At 71.1% G+C, this 18,385-nt stretch carries 17 protein-coding genes and 2 pseudogenes; 5 read left to right on the forward strand and 14 right to left on the reverse strand.

The window, feature by feature from the left end; all coding sequences use genetic code 11:
- Together P6F26_RS18990 and P6F26_RS18995 are read right to left on the reverse strand one after the other, a co-directional pair.
- Positions 1-880: pseudogene (locus P6F26_RS18990) on the reverse strand (hypothetical protein); the annotation flags it as partial.
- A gap of 99 nt (positions 881-979) precedes the next feature.
- Positions 980-1,705: a uroporphyrinogen-III synthase gene (locus P6F26_RS18995; protein ID WP_278030278.1), complete on the reverse strand. Its 726-nt coding sequence runs from the start codon at positions 1,703-1,705 to the stop codon at positions 980-982.
- 56 nt (positions 1,706-1,761) lie between these two features.
- Between P6F26_RS18995 and tsaD the strand changes: the two genes are divergently transcribed.
- From tsaD to P6F26_RS19010, 3 genes are read left to right on the forward strand one after another with little or no spacing between them, the layout of a single operon-like run.
- Positions 1,762-2,844, forward strand: coding sequence for a tRNA (adenosine(37)-N6)-threonylcarbamoyltransferase complex transferase subunit TsaD (gene tsaD / locus P6F26_RS19000; protein ID WP_278030279.1), 1,083 nt, complete (start codon positions 1,762-1,764; stop codon positions 2,842-2,844).
- On the forward strand, positions 2,841-3,773 hold the full coding sequence (locus P6F26_RS19005) for an NAD(P)H-dependent glycerol-3-phosphate dehydrogenase (RefSeq protein ID WP_278030280.1): 933 nt from the start codon (positions 2,841-2,843) through the stop codon (positions 3,771-3,773). The genes tsaD and P6F26_RS19005 overlap by 4 nt, the downstream gene beginning before the upstream one ends.
- Before the next feature lie 5 nt (positions 3,774-3,778).
- On the forward strand, positions 3,779-4,192 hold the full coding sequence (locus tag P6F26_RS19010) for an EVE domain-containing protein (RefSeq protein WP_278030281.1): 414 nt from the start codon (positions 3,779-3,781) through the stop codon (positions 4,190-4,192).
- A gap of 79 nt (positions 4,193-4,271) precedes the next feature.
- Here P6F26_RS19010 and P6F26_RS19015 read toward each other — a convergent pair whose 3' ends face one another.
- The 10 genes from P6F26_RS19015 to P6F26_RS19060 all read right to left on the reverse strand — a co-directional run bounded on the left by P6F26_RS19015 (position 4,272) and on the right by P6F26_RS19060 (position 16,518).
- Complete coding sequence (locus P6F26_RS19015; RefSeq protein ID WP_278030282.1) at positions 4,272-4,613, reverse strand: DUF2853 family protein; 342 nt, start codon at positions 4,611-4,613, stop codon at positions 4,272-4,274.
- 135 nt (positions 4,614-4,748) lie between these two features.
- Positions 4,749-5,921 carry a DNA recombination protein RmuC gene (locus tag P6F26_RS19020; RefSeq protein WP_278030283.1) on the reverse strand — a complete coding sequence of 391 codons (1,173 nt, stop codon included), beginning with the start codon at positions 5,919-5,921 and terminating at the stop codon, positions 4,749-4,751.
- A complete protein-coding gene (gene mutL, locus P6F26_RS19025; protein WP_278030284.1) occupies positions 5,918-7,789 on the reverse strand; it encodes a DNA mismatch repair endonuclease MutL in 1,872 nt (623 codons plus the stop codon). Before mutL ends, P6F26_RS19020 begins: the two co-directional genes overlap by 4 nt.
- Positions 7,790-7,844: 55 nt before the next feature.
- Complete coding sequence (locus tag P6F26_RS19030; protein WP_278030285.1) at positions 7,845-9,161, reverse strand: M16 family metallopeptidase; 1,317 nt, start codon at positions 9,159-9,161, stop codon at positions 7,845-7,847.
- A complete protein-coding gene (locus P6F26_RS19035) occupies positions 9,158-10,519 on the reverse strand; it encodes a M16 family metallopeptidase (RefSeq protein WP_278030286.1) in 1,362 nt (453 codons plus the stop codon). The genes P6F26_RS19030 and P6F26_RS19035 overlap by 4 nt, the downstream gene beginning before the upstream one ends.
- Before the next feature lie 98 nt (positions 10,520-10,617).
- Positions 10,618-11,157, reverse strand: coding sequence for a DUF3035 domain-containing protein (locus P6F26_RS19040; protein ID WP_430736767.1), 540 nt, complete (start codon positions 11,155-11,157; stop codon positions 10,618-10,620).
- Between the two features lie 47 nt (positions 11,158-11,204).
- Complete coding sequence (lspA, locus tag P6F26_RS19045) at positions 11,205-11,678, reverse strand: signal peptidase II (RefSeq protein WP_278030287.1); 474 nt, start codon at positions 11,676-11,678, stop codon at positions 11,205-11,207.
- An 11-nt stretch (positions 11,679-11,689) separates the two neighbouring features.
- Positions 11,690-13,276: a bifunctional phosphoribosylaminoimidazolecarboxamide formyltransferase/IMP cyclohydrolase gene (gene purH, locus P6F26_RS19050; RefSeq protein ID WP_278030288.1), complete on the reverse strand. Its 1,587-nt coding sequence runs from the start codon at positions 13,274-13,276 to the stop codon at positions 11,690-11,692.
- Between the two features lie 46 nt (positions 13,277-13,322).
- On the reverse strand, positions 13,323-15,092 hold the full coding sequence (locus P6F26_RS19055) for a heparinase II/III family protein (protein ID WP_278030289.1): 1,770 nt from the start codon (positions 15,090-15,092) through the stop codon (positions 13,323-13,325).
- Between the two features lie 91 nt (positions 15,093-15,183).
- Positions 15,184-16,518, reverse strand: coding sequence for an RsmB/NOP family class I SAM-dependent RNA methyltransferase (locus P6F26_RS19060; RefSeq protein WP_278030290.1), 1,335 nt, complete (start codon positions 16,516-16,518; stop codon positions 15,184-15,186).
- Positions 16,519-16,602: 84 nt separating this feature from the next.
- Here P6F26_RS19060 and P6F26_RS19065 point away from each other — a divergent pair, with 84 nt between their 5' ends.
- Positions 16,603-16,824 carry a DUF1674 domain-containing protein gene (locus tag P6F26_RS19065; protein WP_278030291.1) on the forward strand — a complete coding sequence of 74 codons (222 nt, stop codon included), beginning with the start codon at positions 16,603-16,605 and terminating at the stop codon, positions 16,822-16,824.
- A gap of 7 nt (positions 16,825-16,831) precedes the next feature.
- Here P6F26_RS19065 and P6F26_RS19070 read toward each other — a convergent pair whose 3' ends face one another.
- The gene (locus P6F26_RS19070; protein ID WP_278030292.1) at positions 16,832-17,209 is read right to left on the reverse strand and encodes a dihydrodipicolinate reductase; all 378 of its coding nucleotides are present in this window, start codon (positions 17,207-17,209) and stop codon (positions 16,832-16,834) included.
- A gap of 84 nt (positions 17,210-17,293) precedes the next feature.
- A complete protein-coding gene (gene dapB / locus P6F26_RS19075; protein WP_278030293.1) occupies positions 17,294-18,106 on the reverse strand; it encodes a 4-hydroxy-tetrahydrodipicolinate reductase in 813 nt (270 codons plus the stop codon).
- 84 nt (positions 18,107-18,190) lie between these two features.
- Here dapB and P6F26_RS19080 point away from each other — a divergent pair.
- Positions 18,191-18,385: pseudogene (locus tag P6F26_RS19080) on the forward strand (hypothetical protein); the annotation flags it as partial.

Raw genomic sequence — 18,385 nt, forward strand, 5'->3', positions numbered from 1 at the left:
CGGCTTCGGCGCGCGCGGCCTCGGCCTCGGCGGCGAGGCGTGCGGCCTCTTCCTCGCGGGCGCGCACCTGTTCCTCCATCGCGGCCACGGCGTCGGCGGCCTCGGCCGTGTCGGCCGAGACGTCACCGGTGAAAACCGGCCGTTCTTCCAGCGTCGCCACGCGGTCGGTCAGCGTCGCGACGCTCGCCGCGGTCTCCCCGAGGGTGGCCGACGTCTCGTCGAGGCGCGTCCCCAGCGCGTCGAGGCGGTCCGTGACCGGGCCCAGGTCGACGGCCGGCGCCTCGGCCGGGACGAGGTCCGCCATCCGGGCCTCGAGGGCCGCGAGCGTCTCGGACTGGCGGGCCAGCGCCGCCTCGAGGCTGGCGGTGCCGTCCTGCGGTGCGAGGCCGGGGATGACGTCGTAGGACGCGGCGAAGAAGCCCAGCGCGGCCGCGACAGCCCCGCCGAGCGCGAGGGGAACGAAGCCCGGGCCGCGCCGCTCGACCACGGTGCGCGTGGCCGCGGGCTCGGCGGGTTTCTCAAGCTCGGGCGGCGGTTCGGACGGGGTGTCCGTGGTGTCGGCCACGGTCTCGTCGCCTTCCGCCACGGTCTCGCCCGTCTCCACTGTCTCGGTGGTCTCGGCGGCTGCGGCTTCGGGGTCGAGCGGCGCGCCGTCTTCGGGCGCAGCCTCGGTGTCCGGCGTCCTGGCCTCGGCCTCAACCGGTGTCTCGTCCGCGGCGGCAGAGGCCTCGGTGGCGGCCTCGTCATGCGCGATCGTGTCGTCTCCGGGCAGGCTGTCCGGCGTCGTCCCGGCGGTGTCGCCGGTTGCTGGAAGGTCGTCCGCAGGTGTCTCCCGGAGCTCGTCTTTACCCTTCGAGGTCTTGGAAGATCGTCTCGCCACGCCACCTGTCCTTCAGTTGCTACAGACCCAAATGCCCGTCCGTTCTGACAAACACGCCGAGTCAGACTGTCTCAACGTGTCATGCCCCGACAAGCCCCGCTAGGGGAAAAACCGTCGCGCGATCCGCTCGAGCACCGCCTCGGCGTCCGGACGCGGGGCCACAACGGCCGCCTTGCGCCAGGTTGCCGGCAGCGCGTCGCGCACCGCCTCGCTGAGCGCGACGAACCCTATTCCCTCGCGCAGACCGTCGCCCAGGACCGGCCCTGCCGCCGCCGCGAAAAGCTCGGCGCTGCGCGGCGAGAACAGCGGCACGCACAGCACCTCCGCCGCCAGCGCGTCGAGAAGGAGGCTGTCGGGCGCGACGGGGCGCTGATCGTAGACGGCGGCGCCCTCCACCCGCAGCCCGGCCGCCGAAAGCCTTTCGGCCACGTGTCCTCGCCGGTGCCGGCCATGCAGGTGCACGACAAGCCCGTCGGGGCGCACGCCGCTGAGGGCGTCCACCAGCTCGTCCGCCGTCTCGCCGGCCATCCGGGCGTCGAACCCCGCCGCGCGCGCCGCCTCCGCGGTCCGCGCGCCCACGCACCACGCCGGTCGGCCGAGGCCCGGCTCCGCCTGCGCGACGGCGTTGGCGGAGGTGAAGATAAGGCCAGCGGCCGCAGCGAGGCCGGGCGGCGGATCAAGGGGGACGATCTCCATAAGGGGTGCCACGACGATGCGCGCGTCGGGCCAGCGCGCGGCAAGTTCGAGCGCGAAGGCCTCGGAGGCCGCGCGCGGGCGGGTCAGAAGGAAGGTGGGCGTCCCGCCTGTGCCGTCATTGTAAGCCATCAGGCGGAGTGTTACCTGCCGTTCACCCGCCTGACAACGTGCCGGACCCTCGCCACTTGCCTCGTCCCATCCACATACTCGGCCTCGAGTCGAGCTGCGACGACACCGCGGCGGCCGTCCTGCGCGGGCCGGGCGACGCCGCCTCGATCCTCGCGTCGGTGGTCTTCGGGCAGTCCGACCTGCACGAGACCTATGGCGGCGTCGTGCCCGAGATCGCGGCGCGCGCCCATGCCGAACGGCTCGATCGGTCGGTGGAACACGCGCTTCGCGACGCGGGGATGTCGCTGGCCGGGATCGACGCGATCGCGGTGACGGCGGGCCCCGGCCTGATCGGCGGTGTCCTGTCGGGGGTGATGACGGCCAAGGGCCTCGCGATGGGCCTCGGCAAGCCCCTGATCGGGGTCAACCACCTCGCGGGCCACGCGCTGACGCCGCGCCTGATGGACGGCGCGGCCTTCCCCTATCTCCTTCTGCTGGTCTCGGGCGGCCACTGCCAGATCCTGCGCGTCGATGGCGAGGACAGCTTCACCCGCCTCGGCGGAACGATCGACGACGCCCCGGGCGAGGCCTTCGACAAGGTCGCGCGTCTACTCGGCCTGCCGCAGCCCGGCGGCCCCTCGGTCGAGGCGGAGGCGGACCGGGGCGACCCCGCGCGCTTCGCGCTGCCGCGCCCGCTTCTGGACCGTCCGGGATGCGACATGTCCTTCTCGGGGCTCAAGACCGCCGTCCTGCGCGCGCGCGACGGGCTTGTCGCGGCGCAGGGCGGGCTGACCGGCCAGGATCGCGCCGATCTCTGCGCCGGGTTCCAGGCGGCGGTCGCCGACGTCCTGTCGGCCAAGGCAGGGACAGCGCTTGCGGGGCAGGCGGGCGTCACCGCGCTTGCCGTGGCAGGCGGAGTGGCCGCCAACGCGACCCTGCGCGCGCGGCTGGATGCCGTCGCGGCCGACGCCGGACTGCCGTTGATCGCGCCGCCGCTGCGGTTGTGCACGGACAATGCCGCGATGATCGCCTATGCCGGACTGCTGGCCTTCGAGGCCGGGCGCCAGGACGACATGACGTTGGGCGCAAGGCCGCGCTGGCCGCTCGATGCGCTGGCCGCGCCGCTGATCGGCTCGGGCCGCAAGGGAGCCAAGGCATGATCGCGATCTACGGCGCCGGCGCCTTCGGCGTGGCGCTGGCCGTGACCTACGCGAGGGCGGGGCGCCCCGTCACGCTCTGGGCGCGCCAGGGTGCCGAGGCGATCGCCGCGACCCGCGAAGCGCCGCGCCTGCCCGGCGTCGTGCTGCCAGACGGCGTTCGCGTCACCGCGGACCCCATGATCCGCGCCGACATCGCACTGCTTTCCGTGCCGACGCAGTCGATCGCGGCGATGCTTTCGGCGACGCGCCCAACCGCACCCGCGCTCGTGTCCTGCGCCAAGGGGATCGACCGTGAAACGGGCCTCGGCCCCGCCACGCTCGCCGCGCGGCTCTGCCCCTCGGCGATCGTGGCGCAGTTGACCGGGCCCAGCTTCGCGGTCGACATCGCCGCCGGCCTTCCCACGGCGCTGACGCTGGCCTGCGCGCACGAGGACGCGGCGGTCAGTCTCCAGGAGGCCCTTTCGACGCCGATGCTGCGGCTCTACCGGACGACGGACGTCATCGGCGCCGAACTGGGCGGCGCGCTCAAGAACGTCATCGCGATCGCCGCCGGGGCGGCGATCGGCGCGGGCCTCGGCGACAGCGCGCGGGCCGCGATCATCGCGCGCGGCTTCGCCGAGATGCGCCGCGTGGCGCGGGCGGCCGGCGCCGACGAGGACACGCTGACCGGCCTGTCGGGACTTGGCGACCTCGTGCTGACATGCGGCTCGGAGAAGTCGCGGAACTTCCGCTTCGGCGTGGCGCTGGCGCGGGGCGAGCCCTTCGACGAGACCATCACGGTCGAGGGGGTGCACACCGCGCGCCGGATCGCAGCCGACCTCTCGCTCGACACGCCGATCACCGATGTCGTCGCCGCGATGGCGGGCGGCAGGCTGGATTTCGCCTCGGCGCTCGATACGTTGCTTGCACGCCCCCTGAAACCGGAGTGACGCGGATGCGCTACTGGCTCTTCAAATCCGAACCCTCGACGTGGTCGTGGGACCAGCAGGTCGCGAAAGGCGCGGCCGGCGAGGAATGGGACGGCGTCCGCAACTACCAGGCGCGCAATTTCATGCGCGAGATGGAGGTGGGCGATCGCGGGTTCTTCTACCACTCGCAATCCGAGAAGGCGGTCGTCGGCATCGTCGAGGTGATCGCAGGGGCGCACCCCGACAGCACGACGGACGACGCGCGCTGGGAGTGCGTGGACATCAAGGCGGTCGAGGCGCTGCCGCGGCCCGTGACGCTGGACATGATCAAGGCGCGCGAGGACCTTGCGGACATGGTGCTGGTCCGGAACTCGCGCCTTTCGGTGCAGCCGGTGAGCGAGGCGGAGTGGCGCGCGGTCCGCGCGATGGGCGGCCTCTAGCGTCCTTGCCGCTCGTCATGACGCGAGGCGCCCGCCGGACCGGACGGCGCCCACGCATCGTTCCTTGCGCGCGGCCTCTTCAGCCGTAGACGCCTTCCTTCCCAAAATGCTTCACCAGCATGTAGTAGACGACGGCGCGATACTTGTTCCGCTCGGACTGGCCGTAGGTCTGAAGCACCGTGTCGATGGCGCCGTCGAGGTCCTCGCCGTTCTCGAGACCGAGTTTCTTTACAAGGAAGTTCTGCTTCACGGTCTCGACCTCGCCCGGCTGGCTGGCCGCGACGGTGGAGGCATCGGCATCGTAGATCGCCGGGCCGCATCCGATCGTCACCTTCGTCAGCAGGTCCATGTCGGGTTCCATTCCGCACTTCGTCCGCAAATCCTCGGCGTAATGCGCGATCAGTTCGTCACGTTTGCCCATCGCTGCGTCATCTCCCTTCTGCTGTGCTTCGGCCTTCGAAACGGCTCGCGGCCAAGGAAACGTTAACCGAGCAGGTCGAAAACGCAAAAGCAGAAGATCGGAAGGGCGTGGGAACGCGCCTTGCGGCGCATCGCGTCACGGTCGGGACAGCGGCACGACACCCGCGCGTTCCGCCGCGTCCGGGGCGAGTTCCTCGAAATCGAAGTGGTCCAGCCGTTCCGCCCTCTTGCCCGCCCGCGCGGAGGCCGTCAGCAGGCCCGAAACGTCGTCGCCCGCCTGCCGCAGGTGCGTCTCCAGCTTGCCCGCGCGCTCCTCGATGATGGTCACGTCACGGTGCAGAAGCTTCAGGGCCTTGCGGATCTCGCCGGCCTGCTCGCGCATCCGCGCGTCCTTCATGACCGCGCGCATCGTGTTGAGCGTGGCCATGCAGGTGGTGGGCGAGACGATCCAGACCCGCGCGTCGAAGCCCGCGCGCACGACTTCGGGCAGCTTGGCGTGCAACTCGGCATAGACCGCCTCGGAGGGCAGGAACATCAGCGCGCCGTCCGCCGTCTCGCCTTCGATGATGTAGCGCTCTGCGATGGCCTTGATGTGCACGCGCACCGATGAGCCCAGGTCGCGCAGCGCGCGGGTCTTCGCCTCGTCGCCCTGCGCGTTGACCAGCGTCTCGTAGGCCTCGAGCGGGAATTTCGCGTCGATCACGATGGGGCCCGGCGGGTTCGGCAGGCGGATGAGGCAATCGGCGCGCTTGCCGTTCGACAGCGTCGTCTGGAAGGAATAGCCGTCCGAGGGCAGCGCCTTGGAGACGATGTCGTTCAGCTGGATCTCTCCGAAGGCGCCGCGCGTCTGCTTGTTCGAGAGGATGTCCTGAAGGCTGAGGACGTCGCCCGAAAGCTTCTCGATCTTCGCCTGCGCGCGGTCGATCTGCTCGAGTTTCTGCTGCAGTTCGCCCAGCGAGCGGGCCGTGCGCGTCGAGGTGCCATGCAGCGTTTCGGCCATACCCTTCTGCACGTCTTCCAGCCTGCGCTCCATGGCCTCGAGCATCGAGGCCTGCGCGCGGGCCTGCATGTCCGAGACGTGGGACAAACCGCCGGCCAGCCGCTCCTGCCCCTGACCGAGACCCTGCACCGTCTGTCCAAGCGCGCCGATGTGGTGCACCAGCGGCTCGACCGCGCGGGCCGAGCGGTTCGCGGCCCTCAGCGCCGAGACGGCCAGCACCATCAACGCCAAGAGCATGGCCGCGCCGAGGACGCCCGCAAGCACCGCCGGGTTCGAGATATCGATGAGCGTGTCGCCGATCTGGATCATGAGCGCCCGAATAGCCTTTCGATGTCGGACAGCTTCAGCTCCACATAGGTGGGCCGCCCGTGGTTGCACTGGCCGGAATGCGGCGTCGCCTCCATCTCGCGCAGAAGCGCGTTCATCTCCTCGGCGCTCATCCGGCGGCCCGACCGGACCGAGCCGTGGCAGGCGACGCGCGACAGGATCGCGTCGAGGCGCGATTGCAGGGTGACCGAGGTGCCCATGTCGTCCAGCTCGTCGAGGATGTCGCGCAGGATCGCCTCGGCGTTCACCGCGCCGAGGATCGCGGGCGTCTCGCGGACGGCCAAGGTGCCGGGGCCGAACGACTCGATCACGAGGCCGAGGCCCGCAAGCTCGTCGGTCATCTCCAGAAGGCGCTCGGCATCCGTGCCGAGGCTCACGATCTCGGGGATGAGCAGCGCCTGCCGCGCGACGCCGGTCCGCGCCATCTGGCGCTTCAGGCGTTCGTAGACAAGGCGCTCGTGGGCGGCGTGCTGGTCCACGATGACGACGCCGTCGGCGGTCTGGGCCACGATGTAGTTCTCGTGCAGCTGGGCCCGTGCGGCTCCGAGGGGACGCCCGGCCGCCGCCTCGCCGTCGCCGTGCCCCTCGTCCCCGTGCCCCTCGTCCCCGGGCCGCTCCACGCGGGACGAGGGGGCGTCCGTGTCCGGCAGGGCGGGCGCCCATGCCGGGACGCCCTCGGCGAGGCCGGGCGCCTGCCAGCGCGCCGAAGCGTCCAGCGCGGGCCGGGACGGACGGTCCATCTGGTAGACGCGCGCGCCCGTGTCCGGCCGGAATGCCCCGAGCGCGGCCCCGGCCACCGTCGTCGATGCGCGGTGCCCTGCCTCGGCGAGTGCGTGGCGCAGCGCCGAGACGATCAGGCCGCGCGCCACGCCCGGCTCGCGGAACCGCACCTCGGACTTCGCGGGATGCACGTTCACGTCCACCCGCTCGGGCGGGCAGTCAACGAAGAGCGCCGCGGCCGGATGACGGTCGCGCCCGAGAAAATCCATGTAGGCGGCGCGCAGGGCCCCCACCAGAAGCTTGTCGCGGACCGGGCGGCCGTTGACGAAGAGGTGCTGCGCGACGGCGGAGCCCCGCGAATAGGTCGGAAGCGCCGCAAAGCCCTTCAGGCGCATCCCCTCGCGGTCGGCGTCGATCCGCAGCGCATTCTCGGTGAAATCGCGGCCCAGAACGACGGCGAGGCGCGCGCGCAGCGCGTCGAACAGCTCTCCCTGCTCGGCCTCGGCGCGGAACACGACACGGTCGCCGGTCGCGTCCTTCAGGGTGAAGCCGACGGCGGGCTCGGCCATGGCGAGACGCTTCACGATGTCGGTGATGGCCTGCATCTCGGCCCGGTCCGAGCGCAGGAACTTCAGCCGCGCGGGCGTCGCATGGAACAGGTCGCGCAGCTCCACGATGGTGCCCCGCGACAGGGCCGCCGGTCTCACGCGCCCCATCGCGCCGCCCGAGACTTCGATCCGGTGGGCCGTTCCGTCCGCCGTGCGGCTGGTGATGGACAGCCGCCCCACGGCTCCGAGCGAGGGCAGCGCCTCGCCCCGGAAGCCGAAACTCGTGATGTTCAGAAGGTCCGAACCGTCGATCTTGGATGTCGCGTGGCGGGCCAGCGCCAGCGGCAGGTCGTCCGGTCCCATCCCGCAGCCGTCGTCCGTGACCCGGATCAGGGTCTTGCCGCCCTGCGCGATCTCGATGGTGATGCGGCGCGCGCCGGCGTCGAGCGCGTTTTCCACAAGCTCCTTCACGGCGCTGGCCGGCCGTTCCACGACCTCGCCTGCCGCGATGCGGTTGATCGCGGCCTCGTCAAGCTGCCGGATCCGCGGGGTTTGGCTTATGTTGGGGTCCTCGAGGGGCATGCCACGATACCTAGCACGCCCCGCCGGGATTCGGAAAGGTCCGAGCGGTCCGCGATCAGTTCGAGGGCTCCAGTCCCTCGGGCTGGCCGACGACGACGAAATGCAGCTCATTGGGGGCCAGAAGACGGGCGGCGACGCGCCTCACGTCCTCCAGCGTCACGGCATCCACGCGGTCGTTGCGGGTGAGGATGTATTCCGCCGGCATCCCGTCCGCCTGCATTCCGGCAAGGATGCCCGCGATCCGCCCGTTGCCGTCGAAGCGCAGGGGATAGGCCCCGGTCAGGTAGCGCTTCGCGGCCCCAAGCTCGTTCTCGGTCACGCCGTTCTCGGCGACGTCGGCCCATTGGTCGCGGATCACCGCGATGGCCTCGGCCACCAGGTCGTTCGAGGACGAGAAGCGCCCGGCGACGGTCTGCCCGTACTCGGACAGGCCGAGGAAGGACGAGACGCCGTAGGTCAGGCCGCGCTCGACGCGCACCTCCTCCATCAGCCGCGAGCGGAAGCCGCCGCCGCCGAGGATCTGGTTCAGCACGAAGGCGGGGAAGAAATCCGGGTCGTCGCGGGCGATGCCTTCGTGCCCGAACAGCGCCACCGACTGCGGCGATGGGAAATCGACCACGGTGGTGCCGCCGTCCAGCCGATACTCCGCCATGCCGGGCAGCGGTGCGCCCTCGGCCGGCAAGTCGCCAAGGATCCGGTCCACGAGCAGTCCCAGTTCCTCCGCGGTGATGTCGCCTGCCGCGCCGACGATGACCCGGTCGCGCGCAAGCACGGCGTCATGCGCGGCCACGATGTCGTCCCGCGTCAGCGCCGAGACGCTTTCGCGGGTGCCTTCCAGCTGGCTGCCATAGGGGTGGTCGCCCCAGGCCATGCGGTTGAAGGTGGCGCTTGCGATCTCGTCGGGGTCGCGCGCGTCGCCCTCGATCATCGACAGGACCTGTCCCCGGACCCGCTCGATGGCGTCCTCGTCGAAACGCGGCTCGACCAGCGCGGCGCGCAGAAGATCCGCCGCCTCGTCCCGGTTCCGGGTCAGCATCCGCGCCGAGACGGTGAGCGCGTCGCGGTAGACGTCGAACTCGAAACCGGCCGCCAGGCCTTCCACGGCCTCCGCGAAGCCGCGCGCGTCCATGTCGCCCGCGCCCTCCTCGAGAAGTCCGGTCATCAGGTGGACCGCGCCCCGCGCGCCGTCGGGATCCAGCGAGCCGCCGCCGTCGAACCAGATGTCGATGGCGACGAAGGGGATCGAATCGTCCTCGACCAGCCACGCCTCGATGCCACCGGGCGACGTGACCTCCTGGATGTCGATGGCCTGCGCCGCGCCGGGGATCGCAAGGATGGCGGCGGTCAGAAGTCCGGAAAGACGGGGGATCATTGCGTCACCTCCAAGGGCGTTTCGCTGTCGTCGCTCGGGGGCTGCATCAGGTAGCCGGTCACGGAAGACGTGTCCCGGAACAGCCGCCGTGCCTCGGCCATCACCTCGTCCGCAGTGACCGAAGCCAGAACGTCCGGCCAGGACTGCACGTCCTGCACCGTCAGCCCACTGGTCAGCGCGACGCCGTATTGCCGGGCAAGACCCTGAACGCTGTCTTCCTCGTAGATCCGGGACGCCTCGATCTGGAACTTGATGCGCTCGAACTGGTCGGGATCGATGCCGGTCTCGAGGAACTCGGCCAGGATCCGGTCCAGATCGGCCTCCGCCTCCTCCAGCGAGACGCCGGGCACGGGGACGTTCACCAGCCCGAAGCTCGATGCGTCGTAGCTGGTCGAATCGTAGAAGGCCGAAGAGAACACCGAGCGCTCCTCCTCGACCTGGAGGCGGCGCGACAGGACGGCGGTCTGCCCCGATCCGCCCAGCACCTCGGCCAGAAGCGTCAGCGCGGCCGCCTGCCGCTGGTCGCCGCTTTCGCGCGGCGGGGCGAGATAGGAGCGCGAGACGTAGGGATTCGCCACGCGCTCGTCCTGCAAGACCACGCGCCGGTCGGCGATCTGCGGCGGCTCCTGCGGGCGCATCCGGGGGCCGACCGCGGGGTTCGCGGGGATCGGGCCGTAATGCTCCGCGGCCAGCGCACGCACCTCGTCGGGCGTGACGTCGCCGGCCACGACGAGGATGGCGTTGTTCGGCCAGTAATGCTGCTGGTAGAAGGCGACCAGTTCCTCGCGGTCGAGGTCCTGCATCTCGTGGCGCCAGCCGATGATCGGCACGCCGTAGGGATGGTTCAGGAACAGCGCCGCGCGCATCTGTTCGTTGAACAGGCCGCCGGGCGTGGAATCGACCCTTTGTGCGCGCTCCTCGAGGATCACGCTGCGCTCGGTCACGACTTCTTCGTCGGCGAAGCGGAGATCGCGCATCCGGTCGGCCTCCATCTCCATCATCAGCCCCAGGCGGTCGGCGGCCACGCGCTGGAAGTAGCCGGTGTAGTCCCACGAGGTGAAGGCGTTGTCCGAGCCGCCATTGGCCTCGACGATGCGGCTGAACTCGCCGCTTTCTAGCTCGTCGGTGGCCTTGAACATCAGGTGCTCGAGGAAATGCGCGACGCCCGACACGCCGGGCGGCTCGTCCGCGGCGCCGGCGCGATACCACACCATGTGGGTGACGGCGGGACTGCGGTGGTCTTCGATCACCACCACCTGCATTCCGTTGTCGAGGAAGAACTCGGTCACGTTCTCCGCGGCCTGCGCGGCGGCGGCGGACATGGCCAGAACGAGACCGATGGCGATGCGGCGCAGCATGAAACAGCCTCCGGTCGATGCGCGATGTGACGCGATAGGTAAGCGCGCCCGGCGCGGCATCAACCGCCCTGACGCAAGCGTGACGGACGGTTTGCGGCTCACTCGGAGGGCGGCGGCGCGGCAGGGGTCCGCACGCCCATGCGGCGGAGGCGTTCCAGTTCGGCATACCGGTCGAGCGCCTGCGCGCGGTAGGCGCTGAAATAGACCGTCGTTCCGAACATCCGTTCCAGGATGCGCCCGTCGTTGCGCTGGCGGAAGCGTTCGTCCTCGGCGGCGAGCGTCGGGCGGATGTCGGGGCTGACGCCGAAGCGGCTGACATAGCTGACCAGTCCGCCGCTTGCCGCGGCCCCCCGGCTGGCGTTGCCGCCAAGTGCCGCGATCGCGTCACGCTCGGGGTCGGGATCGACGCGGTTGCGCGCGCCCGGCGTGGGCTCGGGCAGCTCGGCGAAATTCTCGGGCATTTCGAGGGGCGCCGTGGGCAGGACCGCGAATTCGTCCGGGCCTTCCTCGGTGTTGCGAAGGTTCATCAGCTGCGGCGTGCCGGACGAGCAGGCCGCCAGCGTGAGCACGGTCGCCGCCAGGATCGCCGTGCGAACGGCCGAGGTCCCGAAAGCCTGTGGTCTTGTCAGTCGCGACATGCGCCTCTCCTTTGCGCCCATGCGTCTAACCCATCGAGACGGCGTCGTCACGTCTCGTTCTTCGCCGTTTCGGCAAAGATCAGCAGCCCGAGCGCGCCCGCGACGATCCCGATGTCGGCGACGTTGAACGCGAAGGGGTTCACGATGCCGCAGCACGACGTGTTCAGGAAGTCCACGACCGCCCCGATCAGCAGCCGGTCGAGCGCGTTGGCAAGCGCGCCGCCGATGACCGCGCCCGCCGAGATCAGGGCGACCGGACGTGTCAGACCGGTCCTCGCCCACCACCACAGCCACGCGGAGATGGCCAGGGCGATCGCGATCAGCACCCACCGCGTCACCTCCGGCCCGCCCGAGAAGAGGCCGAAGTTTATGCCCGTGTTGTAGCCGAGCCTGAACGTCAGGTAGGGCGGCAGGACGTCGATCGTCCCGCGCTCCAGCAACCCCGCCCAGTGCAGGACGGCGAACTTGCTCAGCTGGTCGATGACGAACCAGAGGACCGCGGTGGCGTAGAGAAGCCGCATCGGATCGCCCGTCAGTGCCGGAAATGGCGCATGCCGGTGAAGACCATGGCAAGGCCGCTGTCGTCGGCCGCCGCGATGACCTCCTCGTCCCGCATCGAGCCGCCGGGCTGGATCACGGCCGTCGCGCCTGCCTCGGCTGCGGCAAGGAGGCCGTCTGCGAAGGGGAAGAACGCGTCGGACGCCAGAACCGCGCCCTTCGCAGGGCTGTCCGGCAGGCCAAGCGCCTCGGCCATGTCCAGCGCCTTGCGGGCGGCGATCCGGCTGGAATCCACGCGGCTCATCTGGCCCGCGCCGATGCCGACGGTCGCACCGTCCCTGACGTAGACGATGGCGTTGGACTTGACGTGCTTGGCGACCGACCACGCGAAGATCATGTCCGACATCTCCTGCGGCGAGGGGTGGCGGCGGGTCACGGCGCGCAGCATCTCCTCCTCGATGCGCCCGACGTCCTTGTCCTGCACGAGAAAGCCGCCCGACACCTGCCGGAAGGTCAGCGAGGGCTCGGTGGGAACCGGCAGCCCGCCCGTCGTCAGCAGGCGGAGGTTCTTCTTCGCGGCGAAGACGGCGATCGCCTCGTCGGTGGCGTCGGGGGCGATGACGACCTCGGTGAAGATCTCGGCGATGCGATCGGCGGTCTCTGCGTCCAGCGTGCGGTTCAACGCCACGATCCCGCCGAAGGCCGAGGTCCTGTCGCAGTCGAAGGCGCGTGTGTAGGCCTCGGCCAGCGTGGCGCCGCGGGCGACGCCGCAGGGGTTGGCGTGCTTGATGATCGCGCAGACCGGCCCGTCGTCGGGGTGGAACTCGGCGACCAGCTCGAACGCCGCGTCGGTGTCGTTGATGTTGTTGTAGCTCAGCTCCTTGCCCTGGTGCTGGGTGGCCGTGGCCACGCCGGGGCGCCGCGTGCCGTCGGTATAGAAGGCGGCCTTCTGGTGCGGGTTCTCGCCGTAGCGCAGCGGCAGGGCGAGGGTTCCGGCGAAGGCGCGGCGTCGCGTCGTCTCCACGCCCGCGGCCCGCGCGAGCCAGCCCGACACGGCGGCGTCGTAGGCCGCGGTCCGCGAATAGGCCGTCAGCGCGAGCGTCTGGCGAAGCGCGTAGGGCGTCGCGCCGTCATTGGCCTCGAGCGCCTCGAGGAGCGGGCCGTAATCCTCTGGGTCAACGACGACGGCGACGTGGGCGTGGTTCTTGGCCGCCGCGCGGATCATCGCGGGTCCGCCGATGTCGATGTTCTCGATCGCCGTGGCATAGTCCGCGCCCGCAGCCACGGTCGCCTCGAACGGGTAGAGGTTGACCACCAGAAGGTCGATCGCGCCGATCCCGTGCTCGGCCATCGCGGCGACGTGGCCGGGGTCGTCGCGCAGCGCCAGGAGCCCGCCGTGAACCTTGGGGTGCAGGGTCTTCACGCGGCCGTCCATCATCTCGGGGAAGCCCGTCACGTCGGCGACGTCGATCACGTCGAGGCCCGCCTCGCGCAGCGTCCTCGCGGTGCCGCCGGTCGACAGAAGCTCGACGCCCCTTGCGGCGAGCGCCGAGGCGAAATCGATGAGGCCGGTCTTGTCGGAGACCGAAATCAGCGCGCGGCGGAGGGGAACTTCTGTCATGGAATCGGGTCCTTGCGGTAGCGCGGGACGGCCCGCGCGGCTCGTGTCAGTCGTATCGGCCGGGCAGGCGGCCATGGGGCATGAATGCGATGGGCCGGGCGAGGCTCCAGCCCACGACGCTCCCATACCCCTTCATGCGCGCGGACAGAACGATCTGTTTTGTCGCGCGCGGCTTCAGGCGGCGCGCGTCGAAGAAAAGCGAGGGTTTCAGCGCCAGCTCGCCGTTCCCCGAATGGCGGAACACCCATGTCTCGCCGCTTTTCAGCGTCAGGGACACCGCAGTGCCGCCAAGGTCGATCGCCGCCCGGATGTCGGGGTGCAGATGGAAGCGGAGCGCGTAGCGCAGGCCGGTATCGGCCGGGTGGCGCGCGTATTCCGCGTCGAGAAGCGCGCGGTCGGCGACGGTGAAGGCCGCCAGCGCGTCCTCCCCCCGCAGAAGCGTGCCCTGGTCCTCGAGCGTCAGGTTTCGCAGGTGCGTCAATCCGTGGCTGCGCCTCCAGCCGTCGTGCGACATGGTCACGGCCTGCCCGCCGGGCGTGTCCTTCTCCTGCACCAGGACCTCGGTCGGGCCGTCGCCGAGGGGCGGGCGCTCGTCCTCGGCGCGCTCGGCGCCGGGGGCGAAGCGGGCCGAGGCATGGCCCTCGATGCACAGCGTCGAATGGCTGGCCGTCGCGCGGCCGACCTTGCGCCATTCGGGGTCGAACCGCGCGCCCGATCCGCAGCTGACGATGACCGGATCGTCCGCCGAGGTCAGCTCGAAGCCCAGCGTTCCCGCATGGGCGCGGGTGCTGCGCGGGCCGAGCATGGGCGGCGCCGCGTCGGCGATGACCGTCACGCGCCCCTGCGCCAGCCGCGCGAAGCCCATGGCAAGCCCCTTGACCTGCGAGGGCCGGACGCCCGACTGCACCAGCGCCGCCACCAGCCGTCCCGGCGCGCCGCGCCCGCCGCCGTGGGCGCGCACGAGGCTGCCGTCGGCATGGCGCAGGCTGCGCAGCGTGGGCGCGATGCGCTGGACCGCGCTTTCCACGGCGGGGTCCGGGTCGCGCCCCGTCTCCGTGAGCAGCTGCGAGATCCAGGTCAGGAGGATGAACACCTCCAGCAGGTCCTCGGGGTTGCGGGTGACGATGCCGCCTTCCTCGTCTATGTCGCGCGCGCATTCACGGCCGAGCGCGTCGAGCGCCGCGTCGAGATGCGCCTCCATCCCGAGCAGGGAGCAGGCCGAGTAGACAAGGCCCGTAAGCGCCTCGAACCGCGGCAGGCCCGGCGTCGCGCGCGGCCAGCGCGACGCGAGGAACCGAGCCTGCCGTCCCAGCGCCTTGTGGAACGCCCGGCTTTCGCCGCGTTCCATGCCGTTCAGCAGGAACAGGCCGTGCGTGATCCAGCGGATCTGCCGCCGCCCCGTCAGGTCGGGGGTCCAGCCCGGCCCCGCGCCGCGCCCGTAGCGTCGCACCCAGTCGAGCACCCATGCCTGCGCGGTCTCGCGGCCCTCGGAATGCGGAAGCGCGGCCAGATCGCCCAGCCATTCGAAGCCGTGCAGCGCGTCGCGGAACGCCTCGTTGGGCGGGTCGAAGGACCACGGGCTTCTGCCCGGCGCGTCCATCAGCGCCCCGCCGAAGCGGAAATTGCCCGCCAGAAGCTGCCGCCCCGCCACGACCGAGCCCGGAAACCGCGGCTCGGGCCGCCATTGGAAGCCGCGCGCGCCGGGGCCGAAGCCCGCCGTCAGCGCCGCCACCCGGTCGCGCCACGACAGGGACGGCCGCGCGCCGGAACGCTCCGGGCCAGTCGCCGGGGTGGCGGTGGTGAGGGTGTCGGACATCTGGCCCGCGATTTCTGCTCTGTTGTTGTTGCCGGCAGACTACAGGTCGCGGGTCCGCCTGTCACGCGCACAGCCTGTTCGCGGCGCCGGGTCAATCGCGGGTCAGGCAGGCCATGTAGAACCCGTCGATCCCGCCGCGCCCGGCCCAGAAGTCGGGGCGCAGGCGAAGCCCGCCCTCGGGGCTGGCCCACTCGGCCTCGCCGCCAAGGGCCACGGGGTCCGCGGCCTCGACGCGAAGGCCTGGATGGCGCTTGAGCGCCGCCTTGACCTGGTATTCGCCCTCCACCGGCAGGAGCGAACAGGTGCAGAAGATCAGCCGCCCACCGGGCCGCAGCAGCCCGATCGCGTGGTCCAGAAGATGCATCTGCAGCTTGGTCAGCGGCTCTGTATCCTTGCCGGTCTTGACGAAGGGCAGGTCCGGATGGCGCCTCAGCGTGCCGGTAGCGGTGCAGGGCGCGTCGAGGAGGATGTCGTCGTGCTCGCCCCGATGCTCCAGCGCGTCGGCGACGACGATCTTGGCCGAAAGACCGGTCCGGGCGAGGTTGGAGCGCAGGCGGTCGAGCCGCGCGTCCGAGGAATCGACCGCCGTGACCTCGGCCCCCGCCGCGGCGAGTTGCAGCGTCTTGCCCCCCGGCGCGGCGCAGAGGTCGAGCACGCGGCGTCCCCTCACGTCGCCCAGAAGACGAACGGGAAGTGCTGCCGCGGCGTCCTGCACCCACCACGCGCCCTCGGCGAAGCCCGGCAGCGACGAGACCTGAACCGGCGCGTTCAGCCGAAGGCTGCCCGTCGGAAGGCGCTCGGCGCCCGGAACTTCCACGTCGCCGTCGCGGGGCGTAAGGTCGAGCGGGGCGCCAGCCTCGTGCGCGGCCTCGATCGCGCGCAGCGCGTCCTCGCCGTAGGCCTTGCGAACGGGGGCCGCGATCCAGCCGGGAAGGCGCTGCGGCGCGTGATCGGACCAGAGCTCCGGCCCGGCCTCGGCGATGCGGCGCAGCACGGCGTTGACCATGCCCGAGGCGCGCGCGGTGCGCTGGCCGGCCGATTTTGTCAGCGTCACCGCCGCGTTGACCACGCCGTGCGGCTCTTCGCCCGCGATCAGCAGCTCGGCCGCCCCGAGGCGCAGGATCGACAGGACGGGAAGCGGCGGCTTGCGTTCGGCGAACTGCGCGATGACGGTGTCGAGCGGTTCGAGATGGCGCAGGACGGTATCCGCGAGCCGCGTCGCCCGCGCCGCCTCGGCGGGGTCGAGGCCGGTGTCGTCCGAGAGGTGGCCCAGCATCCGCTTCTGGCGCAGGACGTGATCCAGCGCGCGGAGCGCCGCGTGGCGCGGCACGAGGCTGCGGTCCGCGAACGGCAGGCCGGTGCGCGAAAGGCTCCGCCCGCCCGGTCGCGCGGGGCTCGGTCCGTGTCGCTTGCGCCTGGCGGGCATGGGCGTTTCGCCCTCCTCCTTGTTCGGTGGACGCCCGGGCGTATATCAACGGCAGGCGCCGAACAACCCGAAGAGGCCGAACCGATGCATGACACGCCGTCAGATACGCCGCCCGGCACGCCCGAGGACACGGCTGAAGACCTGTCCCACCTTCCGCCCGCGGCGCAGCGTGCGCTGGCCGAGGCCGAAGAACGTCGCAGGAAGGCGAAGGAGCTGGAGCTGCCGCCCGAGCTTGGCGGCCGCGACGGGCCCGAGCCGGTGCGTTACGGCGACTGGGAGAAGAAGGGCATCGCGATCGATTTCTGAGCCGCGCTCAGCGCAGCGTCAGGTCCGCGTAGATGCCCTGTCCCTGGTCCGTCGTGAAGCGGATCGTCTCGCCGTCCACCTGCACGAGCTGGCAGTTGAACCCCAGGTTCTCGCTTCCCCAGTAGAGGTCGCGGCAGAAAAAGCCGCCGTCCCAGTCCCATTGTCCGGTCACGGGCGCCCCGAAGGCGCGGCCCTGGATGCGGCCATCCGGCGACACGGTGAGGCGGATGCCGAAGCGTCGCAATTCGCGTCCCTCGATCAGCGACACGAAGGTGTCGCGCGACGAGACCTGATCGAACTCCTCGGCGGCGCCCTCTCCCGCGCTCAGGAGAAAGGCGGTGAGACCGGCGGCCAGCGCCGGCGCCTTGAGGGCATGACGAACCATTTTCCGACCCGATTGCTGCTGCGGCGTTCCGTCGCGAAAGCTAGGCGGCGCGGCGAGACGATCAATAGCGCCGCCGCGATTGCCTCAGCCGAGGCCGAGGACGCTCGCCATCGAGTAATGGCCCGGCGCCTTGCCCTGTCCCCATAGCGCGGCCTTCAGCGCGCCGCGCGCGAAGATGCCCCGGTCGGTCGCGATGTGCCCCAGCACGATCCGTTCGCCCGGCCCGGCGAAGATCACCTCGTGCTCGCCCACGATATCGCCGCCCCGGACCGCGGCGAAGCCGATGGCGCCCTCGGCCCTCGGCCCGGTGATCCCGTCGCGCCCGCGCTCGGACACCTCGTCGAGCGTGACGCCGCGCCCCGCCGCCGCCGCCTCGCCGAGCATCAGCGCCGTGCCCGAGGGCGCGTCGACCTTGTGGCGGTGGTGCTTCTCGACGATCTCGATGTCGAACTCGGTATCGAGCGACGCGGCCACCTGCTGCGCGAGGCGCGTCAGCAGGTTCACCCCGAGGCTCATGTTTCCGTCGCGCACGATGGTCGCGTGACGCGCCGCGGCGTCGAGCGCGGCGATGTCGTCCCGCGACAGCCCGGTGGTGCCGATCACGTGGACCGCGCGCGCCTGAGCGGTCAGTTGCGCATGGGCCAGCGTCGCCTCGGGCGTGGTGAAGTCGATCACCGCCTGCGCCTTCACGATCACGTCGAGGGGGTCGTCGTGGACCGGCACGCCCATGCGCCCCCGCCCGAGCGCCTCGCCGAGGTCGCGGCCGGCCCAGTCGTGTCCGGGGCGCACGGTGACGCCGACAAGCTCGGCCCGGTCGCTGTCGAGGATCGTGTCGATCAGCATCCGGCCCATGCGGCCCGACGCCCCCATGACGGCCATTCCAACGCGCCCTGTCATCTCCGCCTCCGTCGCTTGCGATCCCGTCCGCTCCTAGCGGATGGACGCCGTGCGGGGAAGCGGTCGCTTGCGGGCGGCGCATCCATGACTTACCTCCGGTGCCAAGGAGTGGATGGGCAGATGGCGAAGAACAGGCACCATGACGGCGCGGGACCCTCGCAGCGGCAGCTTCGGGTGGGCGAACTTATCCGCAGGACGCTGTCGGGCGTGTTGCAGCGCGGCGACGTCCACGACCCGGAACTGAACGCGATGTCGATCACGGTGGGCGAGGTGCGCACC

This window comes from Roseicyclus salinarum, from assembly GCF_029624655.1.
GTDB classification, from domain to species: domain Bacteria; phylum Pseudomonadota; class Alphaproteobacteria; order Rhodobacterales; family Rhodobacteraceae; genus Roseibacterium; species Roseibacterium salinarum.

Coding starts and splice junctions, on each gene's coding strand:
- P6F26_RS18995 (WP_278030278.1), bottom strand. CDS start 1,705: ATGGCTTACAATGACGGCACAGGCGGGACGCCCACCTTCCTTCTGACC.
- P6F26_RS19005 (WP_278030280.1), top strand. CDS start 2,841: ATGATCGCGATCTACGGCGCCGGCGCCTTCGGCGTGGCGCTGGCCGTG.
- P6F26_RS19010 (WP_278030281.1), top strand. CDS start 3,779: ATGCGCTACTGGCTCTTCAAATCCGAACCCTCGACGTGGTCGTGGGAC.
- P6F26_RS19015 (WP_278030282.1), bottom strand. CDS start 4,613: ATGGGCAAACGTGACGAACTGATCGCGCATTACGCCGAGGATTTGCGG.
- P6F26_RS19020 (WP_278030283.1), bottom strand. CDS start 5,921: ATGATCCAGATCGGCGACACGCTCATCGATATCTCGAACCCGGCGGTG.
- mutL (WP_278030284.1), bottom strand. CDS start 7,789: ATGCCCCTCGAGGACCCCAACATAAGCCAAACCCCGCGGATCCGGCAG.
- P6F26_RS19030 (WP_278030285.1), bottom strand. CDS start 9,161: ATGATCCCCCGTCTTTCCGGACTTCTGACCGCCGCCATCCTTGCGATC.
- P6F26_RS19035 (WP_278030286.1), bottom strand. CDS start 10,519: ATGCTGCGCCGCATCGCCATCGGTCTCGTTCTGGCCATGTCCGCCGCC.
- P6F26_RS19040 (WP_430736767.1), bottom strand. CDS start 11,157: ATGTCGCGACTGACAAGACCACAGGCTTTCGGGACCTCGGCCGTTCGC.
- lspA (WP_278030287.1), bottom strand. CDS start 11,678: ATGCGGCTTCTCTACGCCACCGCGGTCCTCTGGTTCGTCATCGACCAG.
- purH (WP_278030288.1), bottom strand. CDS start 13,276: ATGACAGAAGTTCCCCTCCGCCGCGCGCTGATTTCGGTCTCCGACAAG.
- P6F26_RS19055 (WP_278030289.1), bottom strand. CDS start 15,092: ATGTCCGACACCCTCACCACCGCCACCCCGGCGACTGGCCCGGAGCGT.
- P6F26_RS19060 (WP_278030290.1), bottom strand. CDS start 16,518: ATGCCCGCCAGGCGCAAGCGACACGGACCGAGCCCCGCGCGACCGGGC.
- P6F26_RS19065 (WP_278030291.1), top strand. CDS start 16,603: ATGCATGACACGCCGTCAGATACGCCGCCCGGCACGCCCGAGGACACG.
- P6F26_RS19070 (WP_278030292.1), bottom strand. CDS start 17,209: ATGGTTCGTCATGCCCTCAAGGCGCCGGCGCTGGCCGCCGGTCTCACC.
- dapB (WP_278030293.1), bottom strand. CDS start 18,106: ATGACAGGGCGCGTTGGAATGGCCGTCATGGGGGCGTCGGGCCGCATG.